Below are 26,500 nucleotides of genomic sequence, written 5' to 3'. Positions count from 1 at the left end.
CGGGGGTGGGGGAACTACCGGCCCTGCTGGCGCGCTCAGCGCCGGGGTGGCCAGAGCTCCGAAGGCTCAAGGATGCTGCGGTGCTGGCCCGGTCGCTGCGGATGCTGCACCCGCGGAATCTTTCGCATCGTCCTGCACCTTCGATACGCCTGCTTCCCGTGGTTCGCCCGGTGCGCTCGATGCTGGCAAGGTTGCAGGGTGGCCGCCTGCCTGCAGCCGCAGCAGTTTCTTGCGGATCAGGTGGATGTTGCTGCGCAGTGCGTACAGCTCGTCCGCATAGGACAAAGGCACGCTCACTTTCTCGGCCTGTGCCTCCAGGGCGTCCAGGGCCGTGAGCAGGTCGGCAGGGTGCGACCGGCCGGCTTCCATGTCGTTCTCGATCTCGCGCAGCCGACCGTACCAGCGGAACACGCGCGACCGCACGCGGAACTGGTAGAGCGGCGGCACCACACGCGACAGGGGCAGCATCACGGCCAGCAAGATGCCCATCACCAGCCACATGCGGTCGATCAGATTGGCGATCCAGAACGGCAGATAGCGCTGCAGCATGGGGACCGGCTCGTTCATGGCGCGGTCGCCTTCCTTGGCGATGGGCAGCTCGCTCGCGCGCGAGTTGGGAAACTCCCGCGCACGGTTGAACCAGCCGGAGCCTCCGTGCAGCTTCTGCGCGTTCTGCGCGAACAGCGTGAGCAGCGCAGGGTGCGTGCCGTCGCGGGCCAGCAGCGAGGTGGTGGATGCCACCAGGCGCACGTCGCGTGTCGGCACATTGGTGGCCAGGTCGACCACACCACGCGGCAGGGTCACGGGCGTGAGAAACGGAAACCGGCGGGCATAGGCCTCGTGCTGCGCAAAATCGAGCAGCTGCACGCCCGGGGTCTGCAGCAGCATCTGCACCATCAGCGATTCAGGCGCCGAGGCAAACACCAGCGCGTCCAGCCGGCCCGCCAAAAAGTCCACGGTGGCGGGGGTTTGCTCGAGTCGCGTCATCTTCACCGTGCCCGGCTCGACCTTGTTGGCCTCCAGCAGCGTCTCCATCAGCTTGGGCACGCCACTGCCGTCCGAGCCTACGTTCACCCGCCAGCCGCGCAACTGGCGCAGGCTGTCGAGCCGGGGCGTGTTGTAGGCGCGCTCGGCGGAATCGGTGCGGTAGAACAGCCAGACTGGTTCCACGAACAGGCTGCCCAGCGACACGAGCTGGTCCGCATCGTCGGGCAGCAACTGGGCCGTGCCGCCCTGCACAAACGCCACGTCCGCCTTGCCGTCGCGCAGCAACTGCAGGTTGTGCGAAGAACCGTCGCTGGGCAGCAGCACGACCTCGATGCCGTCGGCCGCCAGCGCCTTCTGGTAGCGCTTGCCGAATTCCTCGTACGCGCTTTGCGCAGGGCCGGTGGCCAGGGTGACCGTCTTGGGCGGGTTGGGGTTGAGCCACCAGTACGCCAGTATCAACAGTCCCACCGCCAGGAAGGCCAGCGGGCCTGCCGAGGCGACCAGGTCACGCAAGGTCAGAAAGGTGTTTCGAAAAGCCTGGGGCATGGGTGGACGCAATGGGCGGTGGGCGGTGGGCGCGATGTGGGGCCAAGCCCTTGCGGCCTGCCGCTGATCTGCTGACGATGTGGATGGGGTGCCGGTGGGCACAGCACCGCAGGGCGCTGCTGGGAATCCGCCGATTATCCGTGCCACGCAGCGCATGGAGGCAGCGCCGTTGTGTGGCAACGTATCAGCAGGTTGCACGCACGGCTTTCCCGGCGGGCCCGACCCCGCACAGCATTCGAGCCGCCGATCAGTCTGTAGCGGCCCGCGCTGTCCACCGGCAGGGGCAGGTTCGGCCCGCGCAGCCCGTCACCCCCGGGGCGTCGCACGTTTGTCCGGCGGGCCGCCGTGCCCGCCGCAGTGGCCTACGGTTTCGCGTCGCGCCGCTGGCGCTCGTAGGCCACGCATTCCTCGATCGACAACGCGTCGTTCTGGTCTTTGTCCGCAGCTTCGAAATAGGCCATGCGGGTTTCGACGACTTCCTTGAACGACAGCCTGCCGTCGCCGTCCTTGTCGCTGGCCGCCAGGCGTTTCAGGCGGCCTTTGCCCATGCGGGGCACCTGGGCCAGGTCGGCCAGCTGCACGTAGCCGGTGGCGTCGGGCGAGAGGCTGTGCCAGCTCTGCACGATGTCCTGGTGGAACTCGTCGAGCGACACGCTGCCATCATGGTTCAGATCGGCGGCCGAGCAGATGGCCTGCAGCCGCTGCCCGCGGGGCTTGGCGGGCGCCTTGTGGCCGTGCGCATGGCCTGGCGCGGCGGCGGCGGGGCGTGGTGGCACTGCGGGCGACGACACAGGGGTGTCGGCAGCACGCGCTGTGCCGGACAGTGCCAACCACAGTGCCGCAATCGCAATCGCGAGCGCACCGGTGCGCAGCTCCGTTGCGAGACCTGCGAGACCTGCGCGACCTGCGCGACCTGCGCGCGCCGCATGAAGGGAGGAATGGGTCATGGTCTGGGGGCTTTTCATGGTGCTTGTCTCCCTTGTTTACCACCACCAGCGCTGGCTGGGGCTGCGGTTGCAGGACCACACCATGGCAGCGGCTTCCTGGCGCACGCGGCCGTCTTCGACGTCCAGGCATTTGCCGTTGAGGTTGCTCACGATCTGGCCGCCGCGCGACGTCCAGCTCTGGCTGCGGGAGCCCGAGCAGGACCACAGCACCACCCGCGCGCCATCGCGCGGGTCGCCGCGGTCCACATCTACGCACAGGTCGCGCACGCGGATCTCGCCCCCGCGTCCCACTGCGAACCGCTGGGATGCGGTGCCGTTGCATTCATACACCTGCAGCGTGGTGCCGGGCTGGAACTTGCCGCCCCTCACATCCAGGCACAGGCGCCCGTCCACACGGATCTCGCCACCCCGGCCGCCGTAGCCAGGGTCCGGGTACTCGGGGCGCCGGTCGTCGTCGTGCCGGTTGTGATTGGCCAGCAGGGCGATGCCCGCAATGGCTGCCACGGCGGCCACCGCGGCACCGGCGTTGGAGCCGCTGCCATTGTTGTTGCCTGAGGCATAGCTGCGCGAGACCTTGAACCGCCCGCCGCAGCCGCCATTGGTCCACAGCTCGCGGTTGGTGAGGTCGTAGCCCCAGGTGCGGTTGAAGCGGCAGGCCCCCTGCGTCTGCTCCACCAGGTCCACCTGGGTGGTGTCGTCTGGAAGGCGGTAGGAGGTGTAGCTGCCGTTGGAGCGCAGATCCACCAGTGGGTCCTGGGCCTGCGCGGCCAGCGGATTCACCAGCAAGGGCAGGCACAGCAGCCAGGCGTGTTTCCGAAGAGCCGGGTCTTTCATGGAGTTCTCCTTCTTTGCAATCTGGGTGGGTCCGGCCAGCATGATGCAGGGGGGCACGGGCGTTGTGCGGATGCGTTGGCCGACATCGGTGTGGATATTGTGCTGCGGTTCGAACGCCTTGTAATGAGTTCTGTACGGCGCAGCCCTCAGAACTGCACATCCACCTTCACGCTGTCGCTGTAGCTGCCTTGCGGTACGGCGGGCTGGTCGGCATAGATGGTGGCGGTGTACGGGATCACCTGGGGCGTGAGCCCGTCGGCCACGCCCAGGCTGGACACGCGTGCGCCGGCCAGTGGCCCCCAGACCGACTGGTCCTGCTTGAAGATGTTGTACTGCAGCCGGTTGACACCGCTGGCCATCTGGCGCCGCGCGCCGCTGGCGTAGGAACCCATGTCCAGCCCGACCGTGTAGGTGATGCCCTTGGTGCACAGCAGCGTGATGCTCTGCGAGACGGTGCCGAAGGCGCTGGGCAGCGGTGCCGAGCCGAACTGCACGTTGGGTGCTGTGATGGTGCAGTCGTTCGTGACCACCAGCGTGACAGTGATGGTGCGGTCCGTGCTGCCCGTGCGCAGGTTGCCCACGCAGGCATTGCCCACCGCGACGCCTTCGCAGATGTTGGCGTACGTCCAGTTCACGGTGATGTTGTCGGTGTAGGTACCGGCGGGCACGTTGGCGCCCGTGAGCGTACTGATCTTGATGCCGATGATCGCCTGGTTGTTGCTCAGCAAGGACACCACGTTGGTGTTGTTGAGGTCGAGGATCAGCAGCCCCGGCGTGTAGGTACCGCCGCCCACCGGGGCGATCTCGTAGGGCACGGTGATGGCACTGTTGGTGGTGTTCTTGAGGGTCAGGCCCGTGACCGGCGTGGTGATCTTGGCCTTCAGCGTGGGGGCCGACAGCAGGGCCAGCACCACGGTGCCGCAACCAAACCGGAACTCCGCGGTGGATGTGATGGGCGAGCCCGTGCGCACGCGCTGCGACGGGTGCGATCCGAGCACGCCGCTGCTCTCCACCGGGGTGCACACGGCTGCGGCCTGCAGCGAGCACATCGCCAGGACCGCTGCCAGCCCCAGGCCGCGCCAGCGCGTTGAACAGGCCTTGCGCAGAACATGCCCTGGGCATCGGGTGACCCACGCTCCGTTGGCAGATGGCGTGCGAGGGTTGCCGGGAGGCGTCTGCGCGGCCATCGGGTCGATGGACGGCTCTGTGGTGGTGGGCGGCGGCGCCGGCAGGGTGTCGGGTCGGGTCAACGGGGGGCTCCTTTCTGCGCACCGGCTGCGGGCTTCGAGCAGGGCACGACGAGGTCGCGGGCCGCGGTGTAGTCGGCCTCGCTGAATTCAGCCCGGCACTCGGTGCCTTCGGGGGTGCGCACCGTCAGCTGATTGCGGGGATGCAGCACGGTGAGGTACACCACGCCGTCCCAGCCCACCACGGTGTGCATGCCGCCGGGCGCGTGGTGCACGGCGCTGCCGGCGGGCACGGGCTTGCCGTCCTGGTCGACGAGGGTGATGGTGGCGGTGCGCATCTTGAGCACCGGCAGCTGCACCAGCATGCCCGCGTTGCGCGACACCGCCATGCGCCGCTCCAGCGCCGGGATGTCCACATCGGGCGGCAGCGTCAGCGGGTCCACGGCGTAACGGCCGGGGTAGTAGGCGGGCACGCTGGGCACCAGCAGGTAGCCCTGGGCGTTGGTGTAGCCCGCCAGCTGGTTCTCGTACATGATCGGCACGTCGGGCATGCCCTGCGTGGACACCAGCGCGAAGCCGTCGTGCACCCGGTTGGCCGCAAACACGTGCCCGTCGATGACCCCGAGCGACCCGGCCAGTCCTCCCCACTGCATGGTCTGGCCCGCGCTCGTGCTCACGCCGCCTTCCACCGCGAGCGTGGCGTTGCGGTACTGCACAGAGGCCTGGCCGTAGCGCTCGGGCCCCCCCGACAGCGTGTGCGACGCGTTCCAACCCCATCCGCCTTCCGTGGGGAGCGAGCGTTGGTAGCTGGCATAGGTCTGGGTCGAGCCGCGGGTCTTGCCGGACGCCAGCTGCGCGCTGGCGTTGTCACCCAGAAAGTACGTCAACTGAAGGCGCAACTGGTTCTCGCCGGTCTCCAGCGTGCGCCCGGCCGTCACGGTAAGGTAGGTGTTGCCGCGCAGCGGCGTGCTGTAGCTGGCAAACGCGATGCGGCTGCGCTCACTGCGGGCGTCGCGTGTGTCCAGCCAGCCTGCGGACACCGCCCCCCGGCCCAGCGTCCAGCTCAGGTTCAACTGGCGGGTTCTCCTGGGCAGTTGATAGCCGTCGTCCGCGTAGGTGCTGGCATCGCCAAAGCGCGCCGTGCGCCCGCTTTGCTGCAGCGAAATGCCAGCACGCTGCGTGTTGTACTGCCAGCCGGCGCTGTACTGCCAGCCGCTGCCCGAGCGCGATGTGTAGCCGCGGGTGATCGACGCGTTGGCGATGCCCATCATGCCCAGCCCCGCCAGCCCCCCCACACCGGCCACGCCCAGGCCCTTGCCCACCTGGGCCTGGGCCTCCAGCGTGAGTACATCCGACAGCCCCTGGCGGTACACGCCCGTGGCAACGGGCCGACCATACGAGAAGCTGCGCACGCCGTAGTCGCGGCGCAGCGCGCCCAGCGACAGCGAATAGTCCGTCCACCCGGGCCGCAGCAGTTCGCGGTGCACATAGAACGGGATGGTGGTGTACACCTGCCGGCCGAGCGCGTCGGTGGTGACCACCGACGCGGTGCCCGCGCCGCTGACCAGCGGCATCTCGCTGAGCGTGAAGGGACCGGGCGCCACCCGGTTGCTGAAGGCCTTGAATCCGTTGAGAAACAGGTCCACCGCCGACGGCACCGCGGCCTGGCCGGCAAACTGGGGCAGGGGATAGGTGACCAGGTCGGGCCGCACCCCGAAGTTGCGCGACCACTGCACACCGCCCAGGCGCACCGACGTGCTCCAGGGCAGGGAGCCGCTGACGATGTCGCCATAGATCGCCTCGGTGGCGGTGCCGGTGTCGGTCCGCGTCCAGCGCGTGTCGTAGCGCACATACCCGCGGGTGGCGTCGCGCACCTGCAGGCGCACCAGCCCGGTGTTGGAGACCACTCCGTCGGGGCTGAAGTACCGCTGCTCCGACCACAGCGATGTGAGGGAGTGCCTGCGCGAGTGCGTGCTGTAGATGTCGTAGTTCAGCAGCCAGCCGCTGCCGGTGGTGCTGTCGGGCGACTCCTGCGGCGTCTCGTCGGCCAGCCGCTGCATGGGCAGCCACTGCGGTGGCACCGTCAGCGACAGCTGCTGGGTGAGCGGCTCGTATTCCACCGACACACCGGGCAGCCGGTTCACCGCCAGGCGCGTGTTGCGCGGCTGGGCGTTGTGGATGTGCATGCGCCGCAGCGTCTCGGCCTCGATCTCGAAATCGTCCCCGTTCTGCACTACCTCCACCAGCTGCCCCTGGGGCTGCCCGTTGATCTGCACATCCAGGTACAGCAGCGAAGCGCCGGGAGGCGGCGGCCACGCGGTCGCAGGTGCATCCCACGGCGACTGGGGCGGTGCAGCGGACGGCGCTGCGGGCGGCACCGCCAGCGCATGCTGCACCGGTGCCGCAGCAGGGTGGCCCGCGGGCGGGGCCGGTGCCGTCAAGGTGCCGGCCGATATCTGCGCCGGCACGAGGCTGCTGGCCACCAGGGCACGCCCGGCGCGGATCCACAGGGAGGCGCGCTCACTACTCGCCACGGGGCACAAGGGTCTCATGCCCGTTGATGTTGGCCTTGAGCACCGGGTCGCCGGGCGGTGGCGCCTCCAGTTCCCAGCGCATCAGGCTGTTGGGCAGCACATAGCCCATCAGGCCTTCATTGATGGTCACATCAGGCCGCGGTGCCCGGGTGCCCCAGCGCACGGCCGTGATGCGCGCGTGCCCCTTGCCCTTGTTGCGCACCACCAGGCGGTGCGCCTTGCCGTCCTTGACCGTGTTCCACGTCAGGTCCGGCGGCAGCGGCTTGCCCTTGCTGCCGCGTTGTGCCTGCGAATGCGTGGCCCTGAATGGCTGCGCGCCGCGGCCGTACACGAACAGCGGGATGGCGTAGCGCACCTTGAGCCGTATGCCCATGCCTGTTTCATCCTGTGTGGGGGATCCGGACTGGTCATCGGGCGCAGGCAGCTCGTCGATGAGCACGCGGTAGGCCACTTCCAGTTCGGGTGGCACGGGCTGCGACGCGATCAGCCGGACCATCTGCCGCTTGCCCGGCGGGATCACGCTGATCGGGGGGCTTGCCACGACCTCTTTTTGTGACGAGAGAAACTCCTCGCCTTCGGTCTGGCTCCAGTCCATGACCCGCACCTGCAGCGACACCGCGGCCACGCCCCGGTTTTCCACCCACACGGCCACGGCCTGCTGCTCCTCGGTGATCATCGGGTCTACCGGCCAGATCATCAGCGGCGTGGCGGCATTCACGGGCGCCGCAGCGGCCAGGGCCAGCCCCAGTGCGCAGAGCCACCGCGCGGCGGCGCGCCAGGGGCGCACGGTGGCATCGGTGGTCAATGCGCTCACCATGACAGCGTCACCTGCACGGTGTCCGCATAGATGCCCGCTGCGGCCGTAGAGCCCGGCAGCGTGACGGTGCCGCGCACGGGCAGGGCCAGCGGCGTGGCGTCGATCACCAGGCCCACCGGCACATTGGGCACCAGCGGGGCTGGCGCGCCCTGCACGAGATCCAGGTTGTAGGGGACGTACTTGCCTGCGCCGTTGGACATGCGCCGTTGCACGCCCTGTCCGTGTTGCCCGCCGTCGATGCTGATCTGCACGGCGGTGCCAGGGGTGCACACCAGCTTGGCCTGGCCTCCCATGCTGCTGCCGGCCATGGTTTGCATGGTGCCCGACTGCAGCGCAGGGTGGCTGCCGAAGTTGATGCTGCCAAACGCAATGCCGCTGACCTGGCTGGTGCTGCCGGAGACCACACAGCCCCGCACCACCGACGCCGACACCGTGAACGTGGGGCTGGTCGGGATGGTGGCCGCCAGCGCAGCCGCTGGAAGCACCAGCAGCGCCAGGCGCGATGCCCGCGCCAGCTGGAGCGGTGTTTGCGCACTGGTGAGGTGCTTCGCGCGCAGCCTCACCCCTGCAATGGCCTGCATGATTTTCTTCATCGGGATCTCCCTGTGGCTGCCGTGCGCAGCCGTGGTGTTGCCGGGGGGCTCTGGGTGGTGGGAAGTCCCACCCGTGCCCTACGGTGGAAGAGGCACGAAAGAATCAGTAGGTCACAGTGACCTGCAGCGTATCCATGTACATGCCTGCTGGCAGTGCCGTGGGGTCGGTCTTGTTGATCTGACCGTAGATCGGCAGCGGAAACGCCGCGCCGTTGGCGGGCACCGCGATACCGTTGATGGCCGCGGCCAGCGGGTAGACCTGGGTGTGGCCGGAGTCGCGGAAGACGTCGTAGGGGATGTAGGCCGCTGTGTTGCCGTTGCGCATGGCCCGGGTGCCGGCACCGATGGCACCGCCCAGGCCCGCGTAATTGCCAGGGCCGACCTGGATGCTGATGCCCAGCACATCCGGCGAGCACACCAGCTGCGTAGGGCCCGACACGCTCTCGCCGCCGGATGCCGAGGCTTGCACCGTGCCGGTAAAGGTGCTGGGCCGTGTGCCGAAGTCCAGCGTACCGAAGTTGACCCCCGATGCCGCCCCGGAGCTGCCGGCAATCATGCAGCCGGCCGTGAGCTGGATCTGGGATTGCAGATTGCCGGTGAGGGTGTCCGCGCCAGCGGTGCACGCCCATGCGCAGCACGCCAGGATGATGCCGGCGCCCCGCAGCTTCTGCACGCTTGGCAGTCCGTGCGCACGGGCGCCTGTCGTTGCAGTCGTCGATGAACCAACCGGTCGTTGCGCTCTTTGTGATGCTCGCATTGCCTTCTCCCCACAAAAAATTGAAGAAGAAACGCCAAGACACACTGACGCGCGCCCTGCGTGGTGAACCTGTCCAGCCTCAGGGTGCACTGCAACGGTGCGTACGTCCAGTTTTTAATTGATAGTTGCGGCCAATAATCAATTGTTTGTATTGTTATTTACATTTTTTTGCGCGGATATTCCTTGCGTTTACATGCGATGGGTGACGTAAGAGGGGTGACATTGTTTGGTATTGAGAATTATTCTCAATATAATTCCGGCAACATCACCTCTGTCCCTTGGATCTGCATGACCGCCGCTGACGCCAGTCAGGTTCACTCTCCGCACACGCTGTACAGCGACCACAGCGGCTGGCTGCGTGCCTGGCTGTACCGGCGGCTCGGCTGCAGGGACGAGGCGGCCGACCTTGCGCAGGACACGTTTGTGCGGGTGTTGCTGAGGCCGCAGGTGCTGCAAAGTTTGCGCGAGCCTCGCGCTTACCTCACCACCATCGCCAAGGGCCTGGTCTGCGACCATTGGCGCCGCCAGGCGCTGGAGCAGGCCTATGCGGATGCGCTGGCGCTCATGCCCGAACCCATGGCGCCATCGCCCGAAGAGCGCGCGCTCATTCTGGAAGCGCTCCATGCCATCGACGCCATGCTGGAGGGCTTGGCGCCCAAGGCACGGCACGCATTCCTGCTGTCGCAGCTGGAAGGACTGGGCTATGCCGAGATCGCGCAACAACTGCAGGTGAGCGAGCGCACCGTCAAGCGCTATATGGCGCAGGGGTTCGAATGCTGCCTGCTGGCGATGGCATGAACGGCCGCGCCGGCGGGCCGCCACACGCAGACCCGCAAGGTGCAGGGCGAGGGCGGGGCGCATCCCCAGCCCGCCCACCAGACAACGACGCCAGCGCGCCTGGCCGCGCCGTGCTGCGAGAGGCGGCGCAGTGGCTGGTGCGCCTTCATTCAGGCCAGGCCCAGCCGGCCGATTGGCAGGCGCTTGAACGCTGGCGCGCGCAGGACGCTGCCCACGAAATGGCCTGGCAGCGGGCAGAGCGGCTGTCCCGCACTTTTGGCGCAGTGCCCGCGCCTCTGGGGATGCCCGTGCTGGCCACCGCGCGGCGCGGGGCCAACCGGCGCGCCGCACTGCGCGTGCTGGCATGGGTGGGCACGGCCCCCACCGCCGCCTTCCTGGGTTGGCGCCACCTGCCCTGGCAGGAATGGACGGCGGCCCACCGCACCGCGGTCGGCGAGCAGCGCAGCGTGGTCCTGGCCGACGGCTCGCGCGTCATGCTCAACACCGCCACCGCACTGGACACCGCCTTCGGCCCGCAGCAGCGCCTGCTGCGCCTGCTCGCGGGCGAGGTGCTCATCACCACCGCGGCCGATGCGGGCGGCCACCGCAGCTTTCGCGTGGAGACGCCCCAGGGCTGGCTGCGTGCGCTGGGCACGCGGTTTGCCGTACGCCTGGGCGATGCTGGCGAGGCGCGTGTGGCGGTGGCCGACGGAGCGGTGGAGATCACGCCGCGCCAGGGCACGGGCCGGGTGCTGCGCGCTGGAGAGCAGTGCATCTTCACCCGCGATGGCGTGCAGGCCGTGGCGGCGCTGAGCGAACAGGCGCTGGCATGGACGCAGGGCGTGCTGTATGCGGACGGCATGCGGCTGAGCGACTTTGCGAGCGAGCTCTCGCGCTATCGTCCGGGCGTGGTGCGCTGCGACCCGCAGGTGGCGGGCCTGCGCATCTCCGGCGCGTTCCAGCTGCAGGACACCGAATACATCCTGGCCATGCTGCGCGAGACCCTGCCCGTGCAGGTGGTCATGCGCACGCGCTACTGGGTCACGCTGGTGCCGGCCTGACGGGGCCCGGCCCTGCGAGCGGTCGAAGCCTACGGCGAGGGGAGGGGCGTTCAGGGCTTTTGGGTCCATCGCCATGAACGGCCTTTGAAAAATATCATTCAAACCGTGTCACTTTTTTCGCGTTCACACGGCAGGTATCGGAACACCGCTTTCTGACCGATACCAACTCCGAGGAGAACGCGCATGGCGCACCCATCACACGCATCGCACCTGCCGCACCTGCCGCACGCTTTGCGCGGCCAGCCGCCACTGGCCCACCACCATCCACGCCCTGCTGCTGCCACAGCGCCCGCACGCGCCGCGCAGGCACTGTGCCTCGGCCTGGCGCTGACGGCCTCCGCACTGCCATTCCACGCCATGGCCCAAGGTGCCCAGTCATCTGGCGCCGGCGCAGGCACCGTGGCCGCCCCGGCACCGCGTTCCTACGACATTCCCGCAGGCCCCCTGGGCCCGGCGCTGTCGCGCTTTGCGGGGGCTGCGGGCGTCACGCTGTCGTTCGAGCCTGCGCTGACCGACGGCCTGCGCAGCACGGGGCTGCAGGGCAGCGTGGCGGTGGAACAAGGCTTTGTTCGGCTGCTGGCAGGCACGGGCCTGGAAGCCGTGGCGCGCTCGGGTGGCGGCTACACGCTGCGCCGCGCAGCCGCCAGTCCGGCCGCAGCGTCGTCGCCATCCGGCACCGACACCCAGTTGCCCGCCGTGCGCGTGACGGCCGACCGCGAATCCGCCTGGGGCCCGGTGGAGGGCTACCGCGCCACGCGCGGCGCGGGCGCCACCAAGATGGACGTGCCCGTGCTGGAGACCCCGCAGCAGGTCTCCACCATCGGGGCCGCGCAGATCCGCGACCAGGCGATTTCCAGCGTGGCCGAGGCCGTGCGCTACAGCGCGGGCGTGCGCCCCGCGGACTACGGCATCACCGACGATGACGTCTCGGTGCGCGGCTTCTACCTCACCGGCACCGGCCTGTACCGCGACGGCATGCGCCTCATCCACAACGGCTTCATGACCAACCTGGAGCCCTATGGACTGGAGCGGCTGGAGGTGGTGCACGGCCCGGCCTCGGTGCTGTACGGCCAGTCGGCCCCGGGCGGTCTCATCAACGCCGTGACCAAGCGCCCGCGTGCCGGCATGCAGCGCGAGGTGGGGCTGGAGCTGGGCAGCCATGACCGGCGCCAGGTCACTGCCGACATCGGCGGCGCGCTCAACGCATCGGGCACCGTGCTCGGCCGCCTCACGGTGCTGGGGCGTGAGGCCGGCACGCAATGGGACGGCCTGCGCGCCGACCGCACCTACGTGGCTCCGGCGCTCACCCTGCAGGGCGACCGCACCACGCTCACGCTGCTGGCCCACTACCAGGACGACGACACCGGCTACGTCATTCCCTACTACCGCAACACGCCGTTCGGCGCAGCCAACGAGCGCATCAACGTCAACGGCCCGGGCTCCGGCCACCACAAGCGCGCGTACTCGCTGGGCTACCTGCTCGAGCATTCCTTCAACGACGCGCTGACGGTGCGCCACAACCTGCGCTACCTCGATGGCAGCAACTACCGCCTGGAGATGCGCAACCGCGGCCTGCTGGCCGACCAGCGCAGCATGGCGCGCCTGGCCATGGTGCGGCCCGATGCCGAAAAGACCCTGGTGGTGGACACCCACCTGGAGGCGCGCTGGAAGAGCGGTGACGTCTCGCACCAGCTGCTGGCGGGCCTGGACTACTACCACTCCAAGCTCGACTGGCGCATCCAGTCGCTCAACGGCGCGGTGGCGCCCATCGACCTGGTGAACCCCGTGTACGTGCAGCCCGACTGGGCCGACGACTTCCTGAGCGACCGGGCCCTGGCGCGCAACACCCAGGTGGGCCTGTACCTGCAGGACCAGATCAAGCTCTCCGAGCGCTGGGTGGTCAGCCTGGGCGGCCGCTACGACACGGCGCACATCGACACGCAGTACGACGCGCGGCTGACCGGCACCGCGCCCTTCGCCACCACGCATGTGGACCGCCGCGACAGCGCCTTCACCGGCCGCGCCGGCGCCATCTACCTGGCGCCCAACGGCCTGGCGCCGTACGTGAGCTTCAACACCGCCTTCCAGCCGCCGCTGACCACCGTGACGGCCGTGGACGCCAACGGCGCGCCGTACGAGCCCGAGACGGCGAAACAAGCCGAGGTGGGCGTGCGCTATGCGCCGGCCAACGCGGGCTACACGCTCAGCGCCGCAGCGTTCGACCTGCGCAAGCGCAACGTGCGCACGCCGTCCACCATCAATCCGCGCTTTGACGTGCAGACCGGCGAAGTGCGCAGCCGCGGGCTGGAACTGCAGGGCTCGGGCGATGTGGGCGGCGGCTTCTCGGTGATCGGCGCGTACACGTACCTGAACGCCAAGGTCACCCGCAGCAACAACGCGCTGGAAGTGGGCGAGCGCCCCGGCGCCACGCCCGAGCACGTGGCGTCGCTCTGGGGCAAGTACCAGCGCGGCCCGCTGGAGCTGGCCCTGGGCGCGCGCCACATCAGCGCCGCGCCCGGCGAGCTGCGCGTGGCCACCGGCCCGCTGCCCATGAACGACAGCTACACCTTGTTCGACGCCATGGCCGCCTACGACGTCGGCGCCTGGCGCCTGTCGGTCAACGTGACCAACCTGGCCGACAAGCGCTACAAGACCCAGTGCAACACCTTCCGGGGCGGTGCGCAGTTCTGCGCGCTGGGCTTTGGGCGTGAGGTGCGGGTGGCCGCCGCGTACCGGTTCTAAAGCATCCCCCTGAGTCGCTTCGCGCCTTCCTCTTTCTCTCGAATGGCTGCGCCATTCGGGAAAGGGGACACCGCCAGCGCACGCACGTGAAACGCTGCTGTGCAGCTGGGGCGGCCCTTGCGCGGCGGTCGCTGGCGTGGGCCTCGCCCAGCGCGCAGGCCTCGGGCGGGTGCGACCTCCATCGGACAAATTGATGCGCAAGCTGCTGGTACTGCTGCACCGCTGGGTGGGCCTGTTCATGGCCGTGTTCCTGGCGGTGGCCGGGCTCACGGGCTCCGTCATCGCGTGGGAGCATGAACTCGACCGCTGGCTCAACCCCGGTTTTCACCGTGCGGCCCCCTCGGACGCGCCGCGGCTGACCGCCACCGAAGTCGCGCGCCGCGTGGAGGCCGCGCACCCGCAATGGCAGGTGAGCTTTCTGCCCCTGGCCGCGCCGCCGGGGCAGACACTGGTGATGATGGTGGAGCCTCGCACCGACCCCGCCACCGGCAAGCCGTACACGCTGGGGTTCGACCAGATCGCCGTGCACCCTGCCACCGCGCAGGTGCAGGGCCGGCGCACCTGGGGCGAGGCATCGCTGGCGCGCGAGAACATCGTGCCCTTTCTGTACAAGCTGCACCACACCCTGTTCCTGCCGCGCGCCTGGGGTGTGGACTGGGCGGTGTGGTTTCTGGGCGCGGTGGCGATGCTGTGGACGGTGGACTGCTTCATCGCCCTGTGGCTGTCGTTCCCGCGCCTGTCGGCCTGGCGCAAGTCGCTGCGATTCCGGTGGGCGCGGGGCGGGCAGGCGATCAACTTCGACCTGCACCGCTCGGGCGGCGTGTGGACCTGGGCGCTCATGCTGGTGCTGGCCGTCTCGTCGGTGGCGATGAACCTGCACGACGAGGTGATGGAGCCGCTGGTCAACCTGGTCTCGCGCACCAGCCCGAGCCCCTTCGACGACCGGGTACCGCGCGGCCCCGCGCAGCGCGCCGTGCCACCAGCCGTCGACAGGGCCGAGATCGTGGAGCGTGCGCGCGCCGAAGGACTGCGCCGCGGCTGGCCCGACCCGCCGGGTTTCTTGACCTACCGGCCTGCGTTCGGCCTGTATGGCGTCGATTTCTACGTGCCCGGCGTCAGCCGGGCGGGCCTGGGCCCGCCGCGCCTGTACTTCGACGGCGATACGGGCGCCCTGGCCGGGCAGCGCGTGCCGGGCGAGGGCAGCGCGGGAGACCTGTTCATGCGCCTGCAGTTTCCGCTGCACTCCGGGCGCATCGCGGGGCTGCCGGGGCGCATCCTGGTGACCGTGCTGGGCGTGGCGGTGACGGTGCTTTGCGTGACGGGCGTGGTGCTGTGGCTGGCCCGGCGCAGCGCGCGGCGCGCTGGCCGCACGGGACGCATGTGAACACTTCCAACCACCGTGGCATTGGGTCTGTGAATGCTTCGGCCCACGGATGGCCGACCGGCTGAGCTACCGGATCGCGCACGCCGGCATGCAGGTGCTCGGCGCGGCGGTATGGAGAAGACAGAAGCAGGGCGGCGGCGCCCCGCCATTCATCGACCCAGGTCGCCCGCGCAAGGCAGGTAGAGCCCTTCGGCCGTCGTGATGGACCGCGCAGCGCGCGCTGCGCGCGCGGTGGCGATGGCGGTGGCTTCGGCCGCCATGGTGGCCAGCACCATCATGCCCAGGCTCTTGCCGGCACGGCCGGTGCCCAGGCTGAAGAGCGTGTCGCCGTCGGACATGGTGTGCACCGGGTTGACGCTGCGCGCCAGGCCGTCGTGCGCAGCCACGGCCAGGCGGTGGGCCTGTACCTTGGTGATGACGGCGTCGGTGGCGACCACGCCGATGGTGGTGTTGGTGCCCGCCAGCAAGGGCTGGGGCGGGTCGCCGCGCAGCAGGGCGCGGCGCGTGTCGCGCAGGCGCAGGCCGTCGTCGGTGCGGGCGCCGGCGATCACCTGGGCGGTGTCGGGGTCCACCACGTCGCCCAGCGCGTTGCAGGCAATGAGCGCGCCCACCGTCACGCCATCTACCGTGACGGACGCGGTGCCGATGCCGCCTTTCATCGCGCGCTGTATACCGAAGATCTTGCCCAGCGCCGCGCCCGTGCCCGCGCCCACGTTGCCTTCGGCCGGGTCGGCGGTGGAGGCGGCGTCGCACGCCGCGTAGCCGGCTGCCGCATCGGGGCGGATGCGCATGTCGCCCACCAGCAGGTCGAACAGCACGGCCCCCGGCACGATGGGCAGGCGGCCCACGGCTACGTCGAAGCCGATGCCACGCTCCTCCAGCCAGCGCACCGCGCCGCTGGCCGCATCGAGCCCCCAGGCGCTGCCGCCGGCCAGCATGATGGCGTGCACCTTGTCCACCAGGTTGGAGGGGTCGAGCAGGTCGGTCTCGCGGGTGCCGGGCGCTGCGCCGCGCACGTCCACGCCGCCCACGGCGCCGTCGCGGGTCATGATCACGGTGCAGCCGGTGGGGCGGCGGGTTTCGGTGAAGTGGCCGACTTCGATGCCGGCCACGCGGGTGATGCTGCCGGCGTCGCCGGCCAGTGCGTGGGAACTCATGGCTGCCGATTATGGAGCCCTGGTGCCGCGCCGCGCTGGCGCTGCGTCAATGCCCGGCAGGCCAGGTCATGGCGCCTTTTCGATGTGCACCACCTGGTAGGCACCGCCCACCTGCTCGGCCCGGAACCGCACCTTGTCGCCCGCCTGCAGGCTGCCCACCACGCCCGCGTCCTGCACGCGGAACACCATGGTCATGGGCGGCATCTGCAGGTTCTGGATCTCGCCGTGGCGCAGCGTGACGCGCAGGGTCCGCGGGTCCCAGCGGGTGATCTCGCCCTCGCTCAGCGGTGCCTGTGCGGCCGCCGATGCCGGCTGCTGCGCGCCGTCGGTGCTGTGGGTGCTGTGGGTGCCGTGGGCGCCCTGGGCGCTGTGGCTGTCGCTCGCCGTGGCTGCAGAGGCCTGTGCCGGGGCCTGCGCGAGGACAGGAGCCGACGCCAGGATCAGCAGGCTGGCGGCCAGGGTGATGGCGATGTTCGTCATGTGGATGCCTTTCGGTGGTAGCTGTTGAACACGCGGGTGCTGCCGTCCCGCAGCACCAGCAGCACGTCGTACGGGTCGCGGCGGTTGCCGTAGGCGGCGCCGTCCATGCCGGGCGAGCCCACGGGCATGCCGGGCACCGCCAGGCCCAGCGCCTTGGGCTTTTGCTGCAGCAGGGCGCGCACGTCGCTGGCGGGCACATGGCCTTCGACCACATAGCCGCCCACCAGCGCGGTGTGGCACGAGCCCAGCTGGGGCGGCAGGCCCAGGCGGGCGCGCACGGCGTTGTTGCCCGTGTCATGGACCTTCACGGCAAAGCCATGGGCCTGCATGTGGTCCAGCCAGTCCTGGCAGCAGCCGCAGTTCGGGTCTTTCCAGACTTCCAGGGGGGTGGGGGCCGCTGCAGGTGTGGCCAGGGGCAGGGCGCCTGCGACGAGCAGGCCCGCGCTGCGGGCCAGCCAGGTGCGGCGGTTGCCGGTTGTGGGGTGTTGCATGGGATGCCTTCTTTCTCTCTGCGTTCGTGAATGTTCCGTGTCCGTGGGACCTCAATCCGCTACCGCCGGTCGAAACCGGCACAGCACAACGCCAGTGCCACCGTGGAACCGGCTTTGCCGGGCCACCGGTGGCGTCCCCCTCTGGGGGAAGGCGCGCAGCGCCTCAGGGGGGGCTCACCGTGATAGTCCCGGTCATGCCTGCCTGGTAGTGGCCGGGAATGAGGCAGGCGAAGTCGAACTCGCCGGGGCGGTTGAACTGCCACACGATGTCGCCCTTTTGGCCCGCGCCCACATGGGCCATGTATGGCTCGTCGTGCTCCATGCCGGGGTGCCTGGCCATCAGCTCGGCATGCGCATCCAGGTCGGCCCGGGTGCCGATCACGATCTCGTGCAGCACCCGGCCCTTGTTCTCGGCGCGCAGGCGCACGGTCTCGCCTTCACGCACCACGATGCGGCTGGGCGTGAAGCGCATGTCGTCGGTCATGCGGATGGTGATGGTGCGGGCCACCGCCCGGGCGTCGCCTGCGATGCCCCAGGCCTTTTGCTCCTTGGCTGCGGGCGCGCTGCGGGTGTGGTGCGGTGTGTTTTCATGGGAAAAAGAGGCGCTACCGCTTGCCAGTAGAGCGCAAGCAGCTATTAATTGAATAGCATTCATGGATATGGATCTCCGTGGTCAGTGCGCGTGGCCGCCGGGCGCGGGCTTGCGGGCGTTGGGCGCCCCCGGGGCGGTGCCCGGGTTGCTGGTGCGTGGGGCAGGGGGTGTGCTGGCGGGCGTGCCCTGCCATTCATAGGCCTGGGTGCCCGGCGGCTGGCGGTAGTCGCCGGGGTCGCGGTAGTCGCCCGCCGCCTGGTCGGCGCGCACCTTGAAGGTGGTGAACATGCCGCCCATTTCCAGCGGGCCATAGGGGCCGGTGCCGGTCATCATGGGGAAGGTGTTCTCCGGCAGCGGCATCTCCATCGCGCCCATGTCGGCCATGCCGCGCTCGCCCATCACCATGTAGTCGGGCACGATCTTCTGGATCTGGCCGACCAGGCCTTCATGCTGGACGCCGATCATGGTGGGCACGTCGTGCCCCATCGCGCCCATGGTGTGGTGGCTCTTGTGGCAGTGAAAGGCCCAGTCCCCGGGCTCGTCCGCCACCAGCTCCACCTGCCGCATCTGGCCCACGGCCACGTCGGTGGTCACCTCGGGCCAGCGCGCGCTGCGCGGCACGGGGCCGCCGTCGGTGCCGGTGACTTCGAACTCGTGGCCGTGGATGTGGATGGGGTGGTTCGTCATGGTGAGGTTGCCCACGCGGATGCGCACGCGCTCGCCCTGGCGCGCCACCAGCGGGCTGATGGCCGGGAAGGCGCGGCTGTTCCAGCACCAGATGTTGTGGTCCAGCATGGTGTTGACCTTGGGGGTGCGCGCGCCGGGCTCCACGTCGAAGGCGTTGAGCAGGAACGCGTAGTCGCGCTGCACCGGCGCAATGAGCGGATGCGCAGCCTTGGGGTGCGTGATCCACAGGCCCATCATGCCCATGGCCATCTGCACCATTTCGTCGGCATGCGGGTGGTACATGAAGGTGCCGGGACGGCGCGCCACGAACTCGTAGACGAAGGTTTTGCCCGGCTGGATGGCCGGCTGGTTGAGCCCGCCCACGCCGTCCATGCCGTTGGGCAGGCGCTGGCCGTGCCAGTGGATGGTGGTGTGCTCGGGCAGCCGGTTGGTCACGAAGATGCGCACGCGGTCGCCTTCGACCACCTCGATGGTGGGGCCGGGGCTCTGGCCGTTGTAGCCCCACATGTTGACGACAAAGCCCGGGGCGACCTCGCGCACCACGGGCTCTGCCACCAGGTGGAACTCCTTGACGCCTGCGTTCATGCGCCACGGGGTCGTCCAGCCGTTGAGCGTGACCACCGGGTGGTAGGGCCTGCCGGTGGGCGGGTGCAGCGGGGGCGCAGTATCGGCGCTCGCCTGCACTGCGGGTTCGGGCAGCGCGGCCAGGGCCGCGGTGCCCACCGATGCGGCGGCCACGGCTGTGGCTGCGCCGGAGAAGAAATGGCGGCGGTTCATGGTCAATGGCCTTGTGGTGTGGAGGGGGCTGCGGCGCCGGAAGGCAGGCCTTGCAGGGACTCGGGCGATGTACCGGTGGATGTGCCGGTGAGGGCCAGTTGCAGGTCGGTCTCGGCCAGCCAGAAGTCGCGCTGAGCGTTGATCGCATCGGCCACGGCCTGGGTGCTGCTGCGCGCCTGGGCCAGCAGCTCCCAGACGCTGGCGAGCATGCCGTTGTAGCGCAGGGTGGTCTCGTCGGTGATGAACTGGCGCAGCGGCACGACCTCGCCCTGCTGCTGGTGCGCCAGGTCGAGCGCCGTGCGGTAGGCCAGCCACGCGGCACGCACCTCGGCGCGGGCGCGCACGGCGGTGTCCTGCAACTGCGCTGCACTGAGCTGTGTCTGCGCCTGGGCGCGGCTACGGGCTGCGCCGCCCCAGTCGAACAAGGGCAGCGGCAGGTCCAGCTCCCACCCGCGGGTGATCTCGCGGTGGCCGGTGTCGCGCTCTGCCGCGGTGTTGCGCTGGTAGGCCAGGCCGATGTCGCCGAACACGGCGCCCGCGCGGCGCCAGCCCTGCTGGCGGGCGTCCGTGTCGAGCTGGCGGCGCGCGGCCTGCACGTCCAGGCGCTCGCGCAGCGCGGTGGCCTCCAGGCCCTCCGCAGGCAGCGGGTCGGCAGGCAGCGCCGGCAGTCGGTCGGCCAGCGTGTACTGCTGCGCCGCCAGGCCCCACAGGCCCATCAGGCGGCTCAGCTGCTCGCGCTCGGTGGCGGCTGCCAGCCGGGCACGGGCGCGCTGGGCGTTCACCGCGTGCAGCACGGCCTGCTCGCGGGCCAGTTGCAGTCGGCTCCAGTTGCCTGCGCGCACCATGCGGCGGGCCAACTCGGTGCCCGCCTGCGCGGCCGCTGCCATGCGGTCGTGCGCGCCGGCCACCTCCTGCGCTGCCACGGCGCGCAGCCAGGCGCGCCGCGTGTCGGCCGCCAGCACCACCACCTGCTGCGCCGTTTGCAGCGTGGCGATCTGCAGGCGCTCGGCCTGCCGCTCGGTGCGCCAGGGCAGCGTCACGAGGTCGAGCAGGTTGAACGCCAGGCTGCGTTCGATCTCGCGCTCATGGGCGTTCTGAAGCCGTGCGAGCGAGACATGCGGGTTGGGCAGCGTGATGGCCTGCACGCGCTCGGCATCGGCCACACCCAGCGCAGACAGCCGTGCCTGCAGCCCCGGGTTGTTCAGCAGTGCGATGCGCACGGCAGCATCCTGGGTGAGGGGCGTTGCCAGCAGCGCTTGCACGGCCTGCTGTGCCTGCGCACTGGCTGCCGCGCCAACGGGAGGCAATGCCGCCCGGGATGTGCTGCCGGTGCGGTGGGCGGTGAGCGCGGCCACGTCGCCCCGCAGGCCGTCGGGTGACACGCTGGCGCAGCCGGCGAGCAGGGCTGCCGCGGCCAGCAGGCTCCAGCGGCAGGGGGCGTGGCGGCCAGCGCGTGCCGCGGTTGCGGCGGGGAGGGTGCTGCGGTTCATGGGCGGCCCCCCGGTACGGCGGGCGCTGCAGGCCAGCGCGCCGCTCGCTCGCGGGCCTCCCACGCCAGGATCTCCGCGTGGCCGCGGGGAAATGCGGCCACTGCCTGGTTGGCCTGTGGCCAGGGCAGGGGCTGCGCTGCGGCATGGGCCACAGGGGTTTTCGGCCCCAGGCTTTGGTAGGTGAGCGGGGCGGTGGGCGCATCAGGGTCGGCGGCGCCGTGGTGGGCGGCGGGCTCGGTGCCAGCGCCCGCAGCGTGGGCAATTGCGGGGCTTGCCAGGGCCAGCGGCGCGAGCAAGGGCGCCATCAGCGCAAGGTGCGCGGTGTGCCGCGAGGTCCGCAGAAAAAATGGGTGTGCAGAAAAGCGCATGGAGATCTCCAGACAACGAAATCGTGGGAGCGCTGCAGGCTGGTGCAGGCACGCAGCCGGGGTGTCGGGGCCTGAGGGCGCCTGGTGGTGTGATCGCACGCGTTGCAGCAGTGCGCTTTCCGCCCCGCACGTCCCGTGGGCTGCAGCGCTGCGGTGTGCAGGCTGGTGCCTCGGTCAGCAGGGGGGAAAGTCGCCGCTCCAACTGCGCAGTCACGCCGTGCCGGCGCCACAGGCCCCGAGTGCAGACGCACTTCGGGCGTTGGAGATCAGGCGATGGGGGGCTTGATGGCGCGCGCCGCAGGGGCGCTGACGAACTGCGCGAACGCACGGGGCAGGCCCGAGCGCTGCGGTGTGGGCGCGGGGCTCAGCGCCGCCGGGCCTTCGAGCATGGCCGAGTGGCAGATGTCGCAGGCCGAACAGGTGCTGGTGTGGTGGCTGTGCGCGTTGCAGCCGCCTGTGGCGTCGGTTGCACCGTGGCAGGCGACGGCTGGCAAGTCCTCTGCGGGCGCCTGGCCGTGGTCGTGATCGTGGTCATGCCCCTGTTCATGGCCGGCCTCCGGTACGCCCACGATGGCCGGGCTGAAACCGTACGCCGCTGCCGCGGGTGCGGCCTGGGGCGCGGAGGCTGGCGCAGGGTTGGCACCTGTGGCGCCGTGCGCCGGGGCAGGTGCCGGGCCGGCGGGGACCGACGGCAGCATGCCCGCAGCCATGGCAGTGCCCATCAGGCCCCTGAGGACCAGCACCACCATCAGCACGAAGTAAAAGCCGCGACGCATCCCGTGATGATACGGGAGCCCCGCACGTTGTTGCGCTGCCGCACGCCTGCCACCCGGCCAGCCGTGAGGGCGTCTTCCTACACGTGGCTCTGCCGATGCCATGCGCAAATATGAGTACATATTTCACGCGGAGTTGTTTAGGATGGACAAACGCTGTCCGGCCGCTGGCGCCGGCGCTGTCGATGGTCAACCATGCCCCCCCGCAAAGAAGCCCCGTCCCCCTGAAAGGTCGCTGATGCCTTCGTGGCCGCCTCGGATCGCCGCACTCTGGAGCACCCTCTCCGCCAGAATCCGTTGGCTGATCCTGGTGGCATCGCTCCCCGCCGCGGCACTGGTGGTGCACCAGGCCAGCGAGCACCGGCTGGCAGGCGTGTCGGCCGCCCAGGAGCGGGCCCAGCTCACCCTGCGCGCGGTGGTGGCGGGCCAGGAGCGGCTCATCCAGTACACCCAGGACTTCTTGGGCAAGCTGGCCACCCTGCCGCAGGTGCACGATCCGTCGCAACCCGCATGCGGCGTCTTTCTGGCCGAGGTGCTGGCCTTGCAGCCCCTGTATGTGAACATCGGTGTGCCCCGGGCCGACGGGGAACTGCTGTGCAATGCCCGCCCGCTCAAGGCGCCGGTGAACGTCGCCAACCGGCCGTACTTTCAGCGGGCCCTGACGGAACGCGAATTTTCGGTCGGGGCCTTCCAGATCGACCGGGCGGCGCAGGTGGCGAGCGTGAACTTTGCGGTTCCCGTCATTCCACCGGGCAGTACGCAGCCGGTGGGCGCTGCCGTGGCGGTGGTCGGCCTGGAGTGGTGGAGCCGGCGCCTGTCCGACCTGGGCCTGCCCGAAGGCGCCGTGGCCCGCGTGACCGACCCCGACGGCAAGGTGCTGGCCCGCTTTCCGCCCGACCCCGCCGAGCTGGGATCGGTGCTGGACGATGACGCCGAGTTCAGCGCCGCACTGCTGCAGTCCGGGCAGGGCGTGCTGCAGCGCACCACGGCCAAGGTGCCGCACCTGGTGGTGTTCCAGCCGCTGATCGAGTCGCGCGGCAAGGCCGTGGCCACCATGAGCCTGACGGTGCCGCTGGGGGCGCTGTACGCCGAGGCCAACAAGCACATGTGGATCGACATGGCCTTCCTGCTGATGGGGGTGGCGCTGTCTTTCCTGTTGGCCCGGGTGGGTGTGCGGCGCGCGGTCAGCCAGCCCCTGCAGCGCCTGATTGCGGCCACCGACGAGCTGGCGCAGGGCCGCCATGTGCCGCTGGAGCGCACGCTGGGCCTGGCCGAGCTGTCCGAGCTGGGCCGGCGCTTTGACCGCATGGCCCGCACGCGGCAGGCGGCCGAGGTCCAGCTGCGCCAGAGCGAAGAAAACCTTGCCATCACCCTGCATTCCATCGGCGACGCGGTGATGGCCACCGATGCGGCAGGCAACATCACGCGCATGAACCCGGTGGCCGAGCGCCTGACGGGCTGGCCCTTGGCCGAGGCCATCGGCCGGCCGCTGCGGGACGTGTTCCGCGTGGTCAATGCCAGCACGCGGCAGGCGCAGCTCGACCCCGTGCAGCTGGTGATGACGGGCGGCGAAGTGGTGGAGCTGAGCAACCACACCACCCTGATTGCGCGCGATGGCGCCGAGTACCAGATCGCGGACAGCGCCGCCCCCATCCGCAACGCGCAGGGCCAGATCGTGGGGGTGGTGCTGGTGTTCAGCGACGTGACCGACGCCTACCAGGCGCGCGAGCAGCTGCAGGCCAATGCCGCACGCTTTCGCACGCTGGCTGCGCTGTCGTCAGACTGGTACTGGGAGCAGGATGCCCAACTGCGCCTCACGCGGCTGGAGGGCAGCTCCGAAAGCCCGCCCGTGCAGGAGGCTGCCAAGCTCATCGGCAAGACCCGCTGGGAGGTGAACTCTCCGGGCGTGAGCGATGCGCAGTGGGCAGAACACCGCGCGCAGCTGGCCCGGCACGAGGAGTTCCGCGACTTCGAGTTCCAGCGCGTCGCCCCGTCGGGCGAGGAATACTGGGTGTCCGTCAGCGGCACGCCAGTGTTCGACGAAGAAGGCCGTTTCGCAGGCTACCGGGGCGTGGGCAAGGACATTACCGCGCGCCGGCGCGACGAGCGCGAACTGCGCATCGCAGCCATCGCATTCGACTCGCAGGAGGGCATGATGGTGACCGGCCCGGACACCATCATCCTGCGCACCAACCGCGCCTTCACGCGGCTCACCGGCTACGACGCTGAAGAAGCCGTCGGCCGCCCCGCCAGCCTGCTGGCGTCCGGCCACCACGACAAATCGTTCTTCGATGCCATGTGGGCCAGCCTGAACACCACGGGCGAATGGCGCGGCGAGATCTGGAACCGCTGCAAGAGCGGCGAGGTGCGCCTGAACTCCATGGGCATCACGGCGGTGCGCGACGGGCGGGGCGTGCTGACGCACTACGTCGGCATGCTCAGCGACCTGACCCAGCGCACCCAGGCTGCCCGCGAGATCGAGACACTCGCCTTCTACGACGCCCTCACGCACCTGCCCAACCGCCGCCTGATGATGGACCGGCTGCAGCAGGCGTTTGCCACCAGTGCCCGCACCGGCATGCTGGGCGCGCTGCTGTGCCTGGACCTGGACCACTTCAAGACCCTGAACGACACGCTGGGCCACGACATGGGCGATGTGCTGCTGCAGCAGGTCGGCCAGCGGCTGGCGGCCTGCGTGCGCGAGGGCGACACGGTGGCCCGGCTCGGTGGCGATGAATTCCTGGTGCTGCTGGAAGACCTGGGCGGGCAGGCCACCGAGGCGGCCGAGCAGGCCCAGGCCGTGGGCGAGAAGATCCTGCTGGCACTCAACCAGTCCTACCAGCTGGCATCCCACCACGTGCACAGCACCACCAGCGTGGGCGCCGTGCTGTTCGACGCACAGGGCCAGACGGTGGAAGACCTGGTCAAGCATGCCGACCTGGCCATGTACGCCGCCAAGACCGCCGGGCGCAACAGCATCCGCTTCTTCGACCCCATGATGCAGGCGGCGGTCACCGCCCGCGCTGCGCTGGAGAGCGACTTGCGGGTGGCGCTGGAGCAGGGTCAGTTCGTGCTGCACTACCAGCCGCAGATGGGCAGCGGCCTGCGCATGGTGGGGGCCGAGGCGCTGATCCGCTGGAGCCACCCGGTGCGAGGCATGGTGGCTCCGCTCGAGTTCATCACGTTGGCGGAAGAGACGGGTCTGATCGTGCCCATTGGCGAATGGGTGCTGCGCACCGCCTGCCTGCAACTGCGGCGCTGGCAGGGCCACCCGGCGACATCGTCACTGCAGGTGGCCGTGAACGTGAGCGCCCGGCAGTTCCGCCATGCGCACTTCGTGGAACGGGTGGTGGCGGTGTTGCGCGAGACGGGGGCAAGGCCCGAGCAGCTCAAGCTGGAGCTGACGGAGAGCCTCGCGCTCGAGAACGTGGACGACACCATCGACAAGATGCACGCCCTGCGCGCGCTGGGGCTGCGGTTTTCGATGGACGATTTCGGCACCGGGCAGTCGTCGCTGGCGTACCTCACGCGGCTGCCGCTGGACCAGCTCAAGATCGACCAGAGCTTCGTGCGCAACATCGGCATCCAGCAGGCCGATGCGCTCATCGTGCAGACCATCATCGGCATGGCGCACAGCCTGGACATCGACGTGATCGCCGAAGGCGTGGAGACCGAAGAGCAGCGCGCCTTTCTGGAGCGCCACGGCTGCAACCTGTGGCAGGGCTACCTGCTGGGCAGGCCCGTGCCCATGGAAGAGATCGAGCAGCGGCTCATGGCGCCTGCAACCAGTGGGGCAGCGGCCGCGCGGGGCAACGCGCCGGGCGGCGACGAAGGCCCGCCTCACACCGCCATGTAGCGCCCTGGCCGGTGGTTCATGGCCAGCACCAGGTTCAGCGCCACGGCGCCCGCCATCGACCAGGCCACGCGCATGGGCTCCACCGTCCACAGGGCCAGCAGCACGATGCAGCAGTCCACAGCCATCTGCACCTTGCCGGCGCGCCAGCCGTAGCGGTCCTGCAGGTACAGCGCGGCGATGCCCACGCCGCCCAGGCTGCAGCGGTGGCGAAACAGCACCAGAAAACCGGTGCCGGTGACCAAACCACCGGCGATGGCGGCATACAGCGGCTGCAACTGCGCGAACTGCAGCCATTGCGACTGCATTTCCGTCAGCAGCGATAGCAGCAGCACCGCGATGAAGGTCTTGACCGTGAAAGCACGCCCCAGCTTGCGCAATGCCAGCCAGTAGAACGGCAGGTTGAGCACGAAGAAGATCTTGCCGAAACCGATGCCGGTGGCGTAGTGCAGCAGGAAAGCCAGGCCTGCGGTGCCGCCGGTGAGCAGGCCCGCGGTGGTGAAAAACGCGACGCCCAGAGAGATGAGCAGTACGCCGGTGAAGATGGCCACCGCGTCCTCGGTGAGCGTGTGCGGCACGGCGGCGGGCGGTGCGGCCACAGGCACTGGGGTGGAGGACGGGACAGAGCTGGCGGGAGAACTCGGCATGGATGGGGCAGTGCAGGGC

The 26,500-nt window shown here is 69.8% G+C and carries 22 protein-coding genes; 5 read left to right on the top strand and 17 right to left on the bottom strand.

Annotation, left to right across the window (positions count from 1 at the left end; all coding sequences use genetic code 11):
* Positions 1–66: 66 nt before the first annotated feature.
* The 8 genes from ACIGHN_RS19310 to ACIGHN_RS19275 all read right to left on the bottom strand — a co-directional run bounded on the left by ACIGHN_RS19310 (position 67) and on the right by ACIGHN_RS19275 (position 9,118).
* On the bottom strand, positions 67–1,533 hold the full coding sequence (locus ACIGHN_RS19310; RefSeq protein WP_396505611.1) for a TAXI family TRAP transporter solute-binding subunit: 1,467 nt from the start codon (positions 1,531–1,533) through the stop codon (positions 67–69).
* Between the two features lie 362 nt (positions 1,534–1,895).
* Entirely contained in the window at positions 1,896–2,480 is a 585-nt protein-coding gene (locus ACIGHN_RS19305; protein ID WP_396505610.1) for a hypothetical protein, read from the bottom strand.
* 36 nt (positions 2,481–2,516) lie between these two features.
* On the bottom strand, positions 2,517–3,314 hold the full coding sequence (locus ACIGHN_RS19300) for a lectin (protein WP_056421305.1): 798 nt from the start codon (positions 3,312–3,314) through the stop codon (positions 2,517–2,519).
* A gap of 146 nt (positions 3,315–3,460) precedes the next feature.
* A complete protein-coding gene (locus ACIGHN_RS19295; protein WP_396505609.1) occupies positions 3,461–4,564 on the bottom strand; it encodes a spore coat U domain-containing protein in 1,104 nt (367 codons plus the stop codon).
* A complete protein-coding gene (locus ACIGHN_RS19290) occupies positions 4,561–7,053 on the bottom strand; it encodes a fimbria/pilus outer membrane usher protein (RefSeq protein WP_082486081.1) in 2,493 nt (830 codons plus the stop codon). The genes ACIGHN_RS19295 and ACIGHN_RS19290 overlap by 4 nt, the downstream gene beginning before the upstream one ends.
* Positions 7,025–7,852 (bottom strand): molecular chaperone, encoded by an 828-nt coding sequence (locus ACIGHN_RS19285; RefSeq protein ID WP_082486082.1) that lies wholly within the window; start codon positions 7,850–7,852, stop codon positions 7,025–7,027. The genes ACIGHN_RS19290 and ACIGHN_RS19285 overlap by 29 nt, the downstream gene beginning before the upstream one ends.
* Positions 7,846–8,445 (bottom strand): spore coat U domain-containing protein, encoded by a 600-nt coding sequence (locus ACIGHN_RS19280; RefSeq protein WP_396505608.1) that lies wholly within the window; start codon positions 8,443–8,445, stop codon positions 7,846–7,848. The genes ACIGHN_RS19285 and ACIGHN_RS19280 overlap by 7 nt, the downstream gene beginning before the upstream one ends.
* 103 nt (positions 8,446–8,548) lie before the next feature.
* A complete protein-coding gene (locus ACIGHN_RS19275; protein WP_235504124.1) occupies positions 8,549–9,118 on the bottom strand; it encodes a spore coat U domain-containing protein in 570 nt (189 codons plus the stop codon).
* 372 nt (positions 9,119–9,490) lie between these two features.
* Between ACIGHN_RS19275 and ACIGHN_RS19270 the strand changes: the two genes are divergently transcribed.
* From ACIGHN_RS19270 to ACIGHN_RS19255, 4 genes are all read left to right on the top strand, one after another.
* A complete protein-coding gene (locus ACIGHN_RS19270) occupies positions 9,491–10,000 on the top strand; it encodes a sigma-70 family RNA polymerase sigma factor (RefSeq protein ID WP_056421179.1) in 510 nt (169 codons plus the stop codon).
* The gene (locus tag ACIGHN_RS19265) at positions 9,997–11,040 is read left to right on the top strand and encodes a FecR domain-containing protein (protein WP_396505607.1); all 1,044 of its coding nucleotides are present in this window, start codon (positions 9,997–9,999) and stop codon (positions 11,038–11,040) included. The genes ACIGHN_RS19270 and ACIGHN_RS19265 overlap by 4 nt, the downstream gene beginning before the upstream one ends.
* Before the next feature lie 183 nt (positions 11,041–11,223).
* Positions 11,224–13,782 carry a TonB-dependent siderophore receptor gene (locus ACIGHN_RS19260; protein WP_396505606.1) on the top strand — a complete coding sequence of 853 codons (2,559 nt, stop codon included), beginning with the start codon at positions 11,224–11,226 and terminating at the stop codon, positions 13,780–13,782.
* A gap of 193 nt (positions 13,783–13,975) precedes the next feature.
* Positions 13,976–15,166 (top strand): PepSY-associated TM helix domain-containing protein, encoded by a 1,191-nt coding sequence (locus tag ACIGHN_RS19255; RefSeq protein ID WP_396505605.1) that lies wholly within the window; start codon positions 13,976–13,978, stop codon positions 15,164–15,166.
* Positions 15,167–15,315: 149 nt separating this feature from the next.
* Here the strand turns inward: ACIGHN_RS19255 and ACIGHN_RS19250 are convergent, their stop codons facing one another.
* The 8 genes from ACIGHN_RS19250 to ACIGHN_RS19215 form a co-directional block, all read right to left on the bottom strand.
* Positions 15,316–16,323, bottom strand: coding sequence for a P1 family peptidase (locus tag ACIGHN_RS19250; RefSeq protein WP_396505604.1), 1,008 nt, complete (start codon positions 16,321–16,323; stop codon positions 15,316–15,318).
* 66 nt (positions 16,324–16,389) lie between these two features.
* A complete protein-coding gene (locus ACIGHN_RS19245; RefSeq protein ID WP_396505603.1) occupies positions 16,390–16,803 on the bottom strand; it encodes a copper-binding protein in 414 nt (137 codons plus the stop codon).
* Positions 16,800–17,294, bottom strand: a complete 495-nt coding sequence (locus ACIGHN_RS19240) for a DUF411 domain-containing protein (RefSeq protein WP_396505602.1) — start codon at positions 17,292–17,294, stop codon at positions 16,800–16,802. Before ACIGHN_RS19240 ends, ACIGHN_RS19245 begins: the two co-directional genes overlap by 4 nt.
* A 163-nt stretch (positions 17,295–17,457) precedes the next feature.
* Positions 17,458–17,949 (bottom strand): plastocyanin/azurin family copper-binding protein, encoded by a 492-nt coding sequence (locus tag ACIGHN_RS19235; RefSeq protein WP_396505601.1) that lies wholly within the window; start codon positions 17,947–17,949, stop codon positions 17,458–17,460.
* An 18-nt stretch (positions 17,950–17,967) separates the two neighbouring features.
* Positions 17,968–19,350 (bottom strand): multicopper oxidase family protein, encoded by a 1,383-nt coding sequence (locus ACIGHN_RS19230; protein ID WP_396505600.1) that lies wholly within the window; start codon positions 19,348–19,350, stop codon positions 17,968–17,970.
* 2 nt (positions 19,351–19,352) lie between these two features.
* On the bottom strand, positions 19,353–20,840 hold the full coding sequence (locus tag ACIGHN_RS19225; protein ID WP_396505599.1) for a TolC family protein: 1,488 nt from the start codon (positions 20,838–20,840) through the stop codon (positions 19,353–19,355).
* A complete protein-coding gene (locus ACIGHN_RS19220) occupies positions 20,837–21,208 on the bottom strand; it encodes a hypothetical protein (protein ID WP_396505598.1) in 372 nt (123 codons plus the stop codon). The genes ACIGHN_RS19225 and ACIGHN_RS19220 overlap by 4 nt, the downstream gene beginning before the upstream one ends.
* Before the next feature lie 266 nt (positions 21,209–21,474).
* Positions 21,475–21,984 (bottom strand): hypothetical protein, encoded by a 510-nt coding sequence (locus tag ACIGHN_RS19215; protein ID WP_396505597.1) that lies wholly within the window; start codon positions 21,982–21,984, stop codon positions 21,475–21,477.
* A 307-nt stretch (positions 21,985–22,291) separates the two neighbouring features.
* Here ACIGHN_RS19215 and ACIGHN_RS19210 point away from each other — a divergent pair, with 307 nt between their 5' ends.
* Positions 22,292–25,837, top strand: a complete 3,546-nt coding sequence (locus ACIGHN_RS19210) for an EAL domain-containing protein (RefSeq protein ID WP_396505596.1) — start codon at positions 22,292–22,294, stop codon at positions 25,835–25,837.
* Here ACIGHN_RS19210 and ACIGHN_RS19205 read toward each other — a convergent pair.
* Positions 25,822–26,481 carry a YitT family protein gene (locus tag ACIGHN_RS19205; protein ID WP_396505595.1) on the bottom strand — a complete coding sequence of 220 codons (660 nt, stop codon included), beginning with the start codon at positions 26,479–26,481 and terminating at the stop codon, positions 25,822–25,824. The two genes, ACIGHN_RS19210 and ACIGHN_RS19205, sit on opposite strands and share 16 nt — an antisense overlap.
* Between the last annotated feature and the right edge of the window lie 19 nt (positions 26,482–26,500).

This window comes from Acidovorax sp. NPDC077693 (genome assembly GCF_044542805.1).
Taxonomy (GTDB): Bacteria; Pseudomonadota; Gammaproteobacteria; order Burkholderiales; family Burkholderiaceae_C; genus Acidovorax.
Note: the sequence above shows the minus strand (reverse complement) of the source record. Positions and strands in the feature narration are given on the sequence as shown.

Excerpts from the sequence above, each read along its gene's own strand:
- ACIGHN_RS19310 (WP_396505611.1), bottom strand. The coding sequence starts at position 1,533 with ATGCCCCAGGCTTTTCGAAACACCTTTCTGACCTTGCGTGACCTGGTC.
- ACIGHN_RS19305 (WP_396505610.1), bottom strand. The coding sequence starts at position 2,480 with ATGACCCATTCCTCCCTTCATGCGGCGCGCGCAGGTCGCGCAGGTCGC.
- ACIGHN_RS19300 (WP_056421305.1), bottom strand. The coding sequence starts at position 3,314 with ATGAAAGACCCGGCTCTTCGGAAACACGCCTGGCTGCTGTGCCTGCCC.
- ACIGHN_RS19290 (WP_082486081.1), bottom strand. The coding sequence starts at position 7,053 with ATGAGACCCTTGTGCCCCGTGGCGAGTAGTGAGCGCGCCTCCCTGTGG.
- ACIGHN_RS19285 (WP_082486082.1), bottom strand. The coding sequence starts at position 7,852 with ATGGTGAGCGCATTGACCACCGATGCCACCGTGCGCCCCTGGCGCGCC.
- ACIGHN_RS19280 (WP_396505608.1), bottom strand. The coding sequence starts at position 8,445 with ATGAAGAAAATCATGCAGGCCATTGCAGGGGTGAGGCTGCGCGCGAAG.
- ACIGHN_RS19270 (WP_056421179.1), top strand. The coding sequence starts at position 9,491 with ATGACCGCCGCTGACGCCAGTCAGGTTCACTCTCCGCACACGCTGTAC.
- ACIGHN_RS19265 (WP_396505607.1), top strand. The coding sequence starts at position 9,997 with ATGAACGGCCGCGCCGGCGGGCCGCCACACGCAGACCCGCAAGGTGCA.
- ACIGHN_RS19260 (WP_396505606.1), top strand. The coding sequence starts at position 11,224 with ATGGCGCACCCATCACACGCATCGCACCTGCCGCACCTGCCGCACGCT.
- ACIGHN_RS19255 (WP_396505605.1), top strand. The coding sequence starts at position 13,976 with ATGCGCAAGCTGCTGGTACTGCTGCACCGCTGGGTGGGCCTGTTCATG.
- ACIGHN_RS19250 (WP_396505604.1), bottom strand. The coding sequence starts at position 16,323 with ATGAGTTCCCACGCACTGGCCGGCGACGCCGGCAGCATCACCCGCGTG.
- ACIGHN_RS19245 (WP_396505603.1), bottom strand. The coding sequence starts at position 16,803 with ATGACGAACATCGCCATCACCCTGGCCGCCAGCCTGCTGATCCTGGCG.
- ACIGHN_RS19240 (WP_396505602.1), bottom strand. The coding sequence starts at position 17,294 with ATGCAACACCCCACAACCGGCAACCGCCGCACCTGGCTGGCCCGCAGC.
- ACIGHN_RS19235 (WP_396505601.1), bottom strand. The coding sequence starts at position 17,949 with ATGAATGCTATTCAATTAATAGCTGCTTGCGCTCTACTGGCAAGCGGT.
- ACIGHN_RS19230 (WP_396505600.1), bottom strand. The coding sequence starts at position 19,350 with ATGAACCGCCGCCATTTCTTCTCCGGCGCAGCCACAGCCGTGGCCGCC.
- ACIGHN_RS19225 (WP_396505599.1), bottom strand. The coding sequence starts at position 20,840 with ATGAACCGCAGCACCCTCCCCGCCGCAACCGCGGCACGCGCTGGCCGC.
- ACIGHN_RS19220 (WP_396505598.1), bottom strand. The coding sequence starts at position 21,208 with ATGCGCTTTTCTGCACACCCATTTTTTCTGCGGACCTCGCGGCACACC.
- ACIGHN_RS19215 (WP_396505597.1), bottom strand. The coding sequence starts at position 21,984 with ATGCGTCGCGGCTTTTACTTCGTGCTGATGGTGGTGCTGGTCCTCAGG.
- ACIGHN_RS19205 (WP_396505595.1), bottom strand. The coding sequence starts at position 26,481 with ATGCCGAGTTCTCCCGCCAGCTCTGTCCCGTCCTCCACCCCAGTGCCT.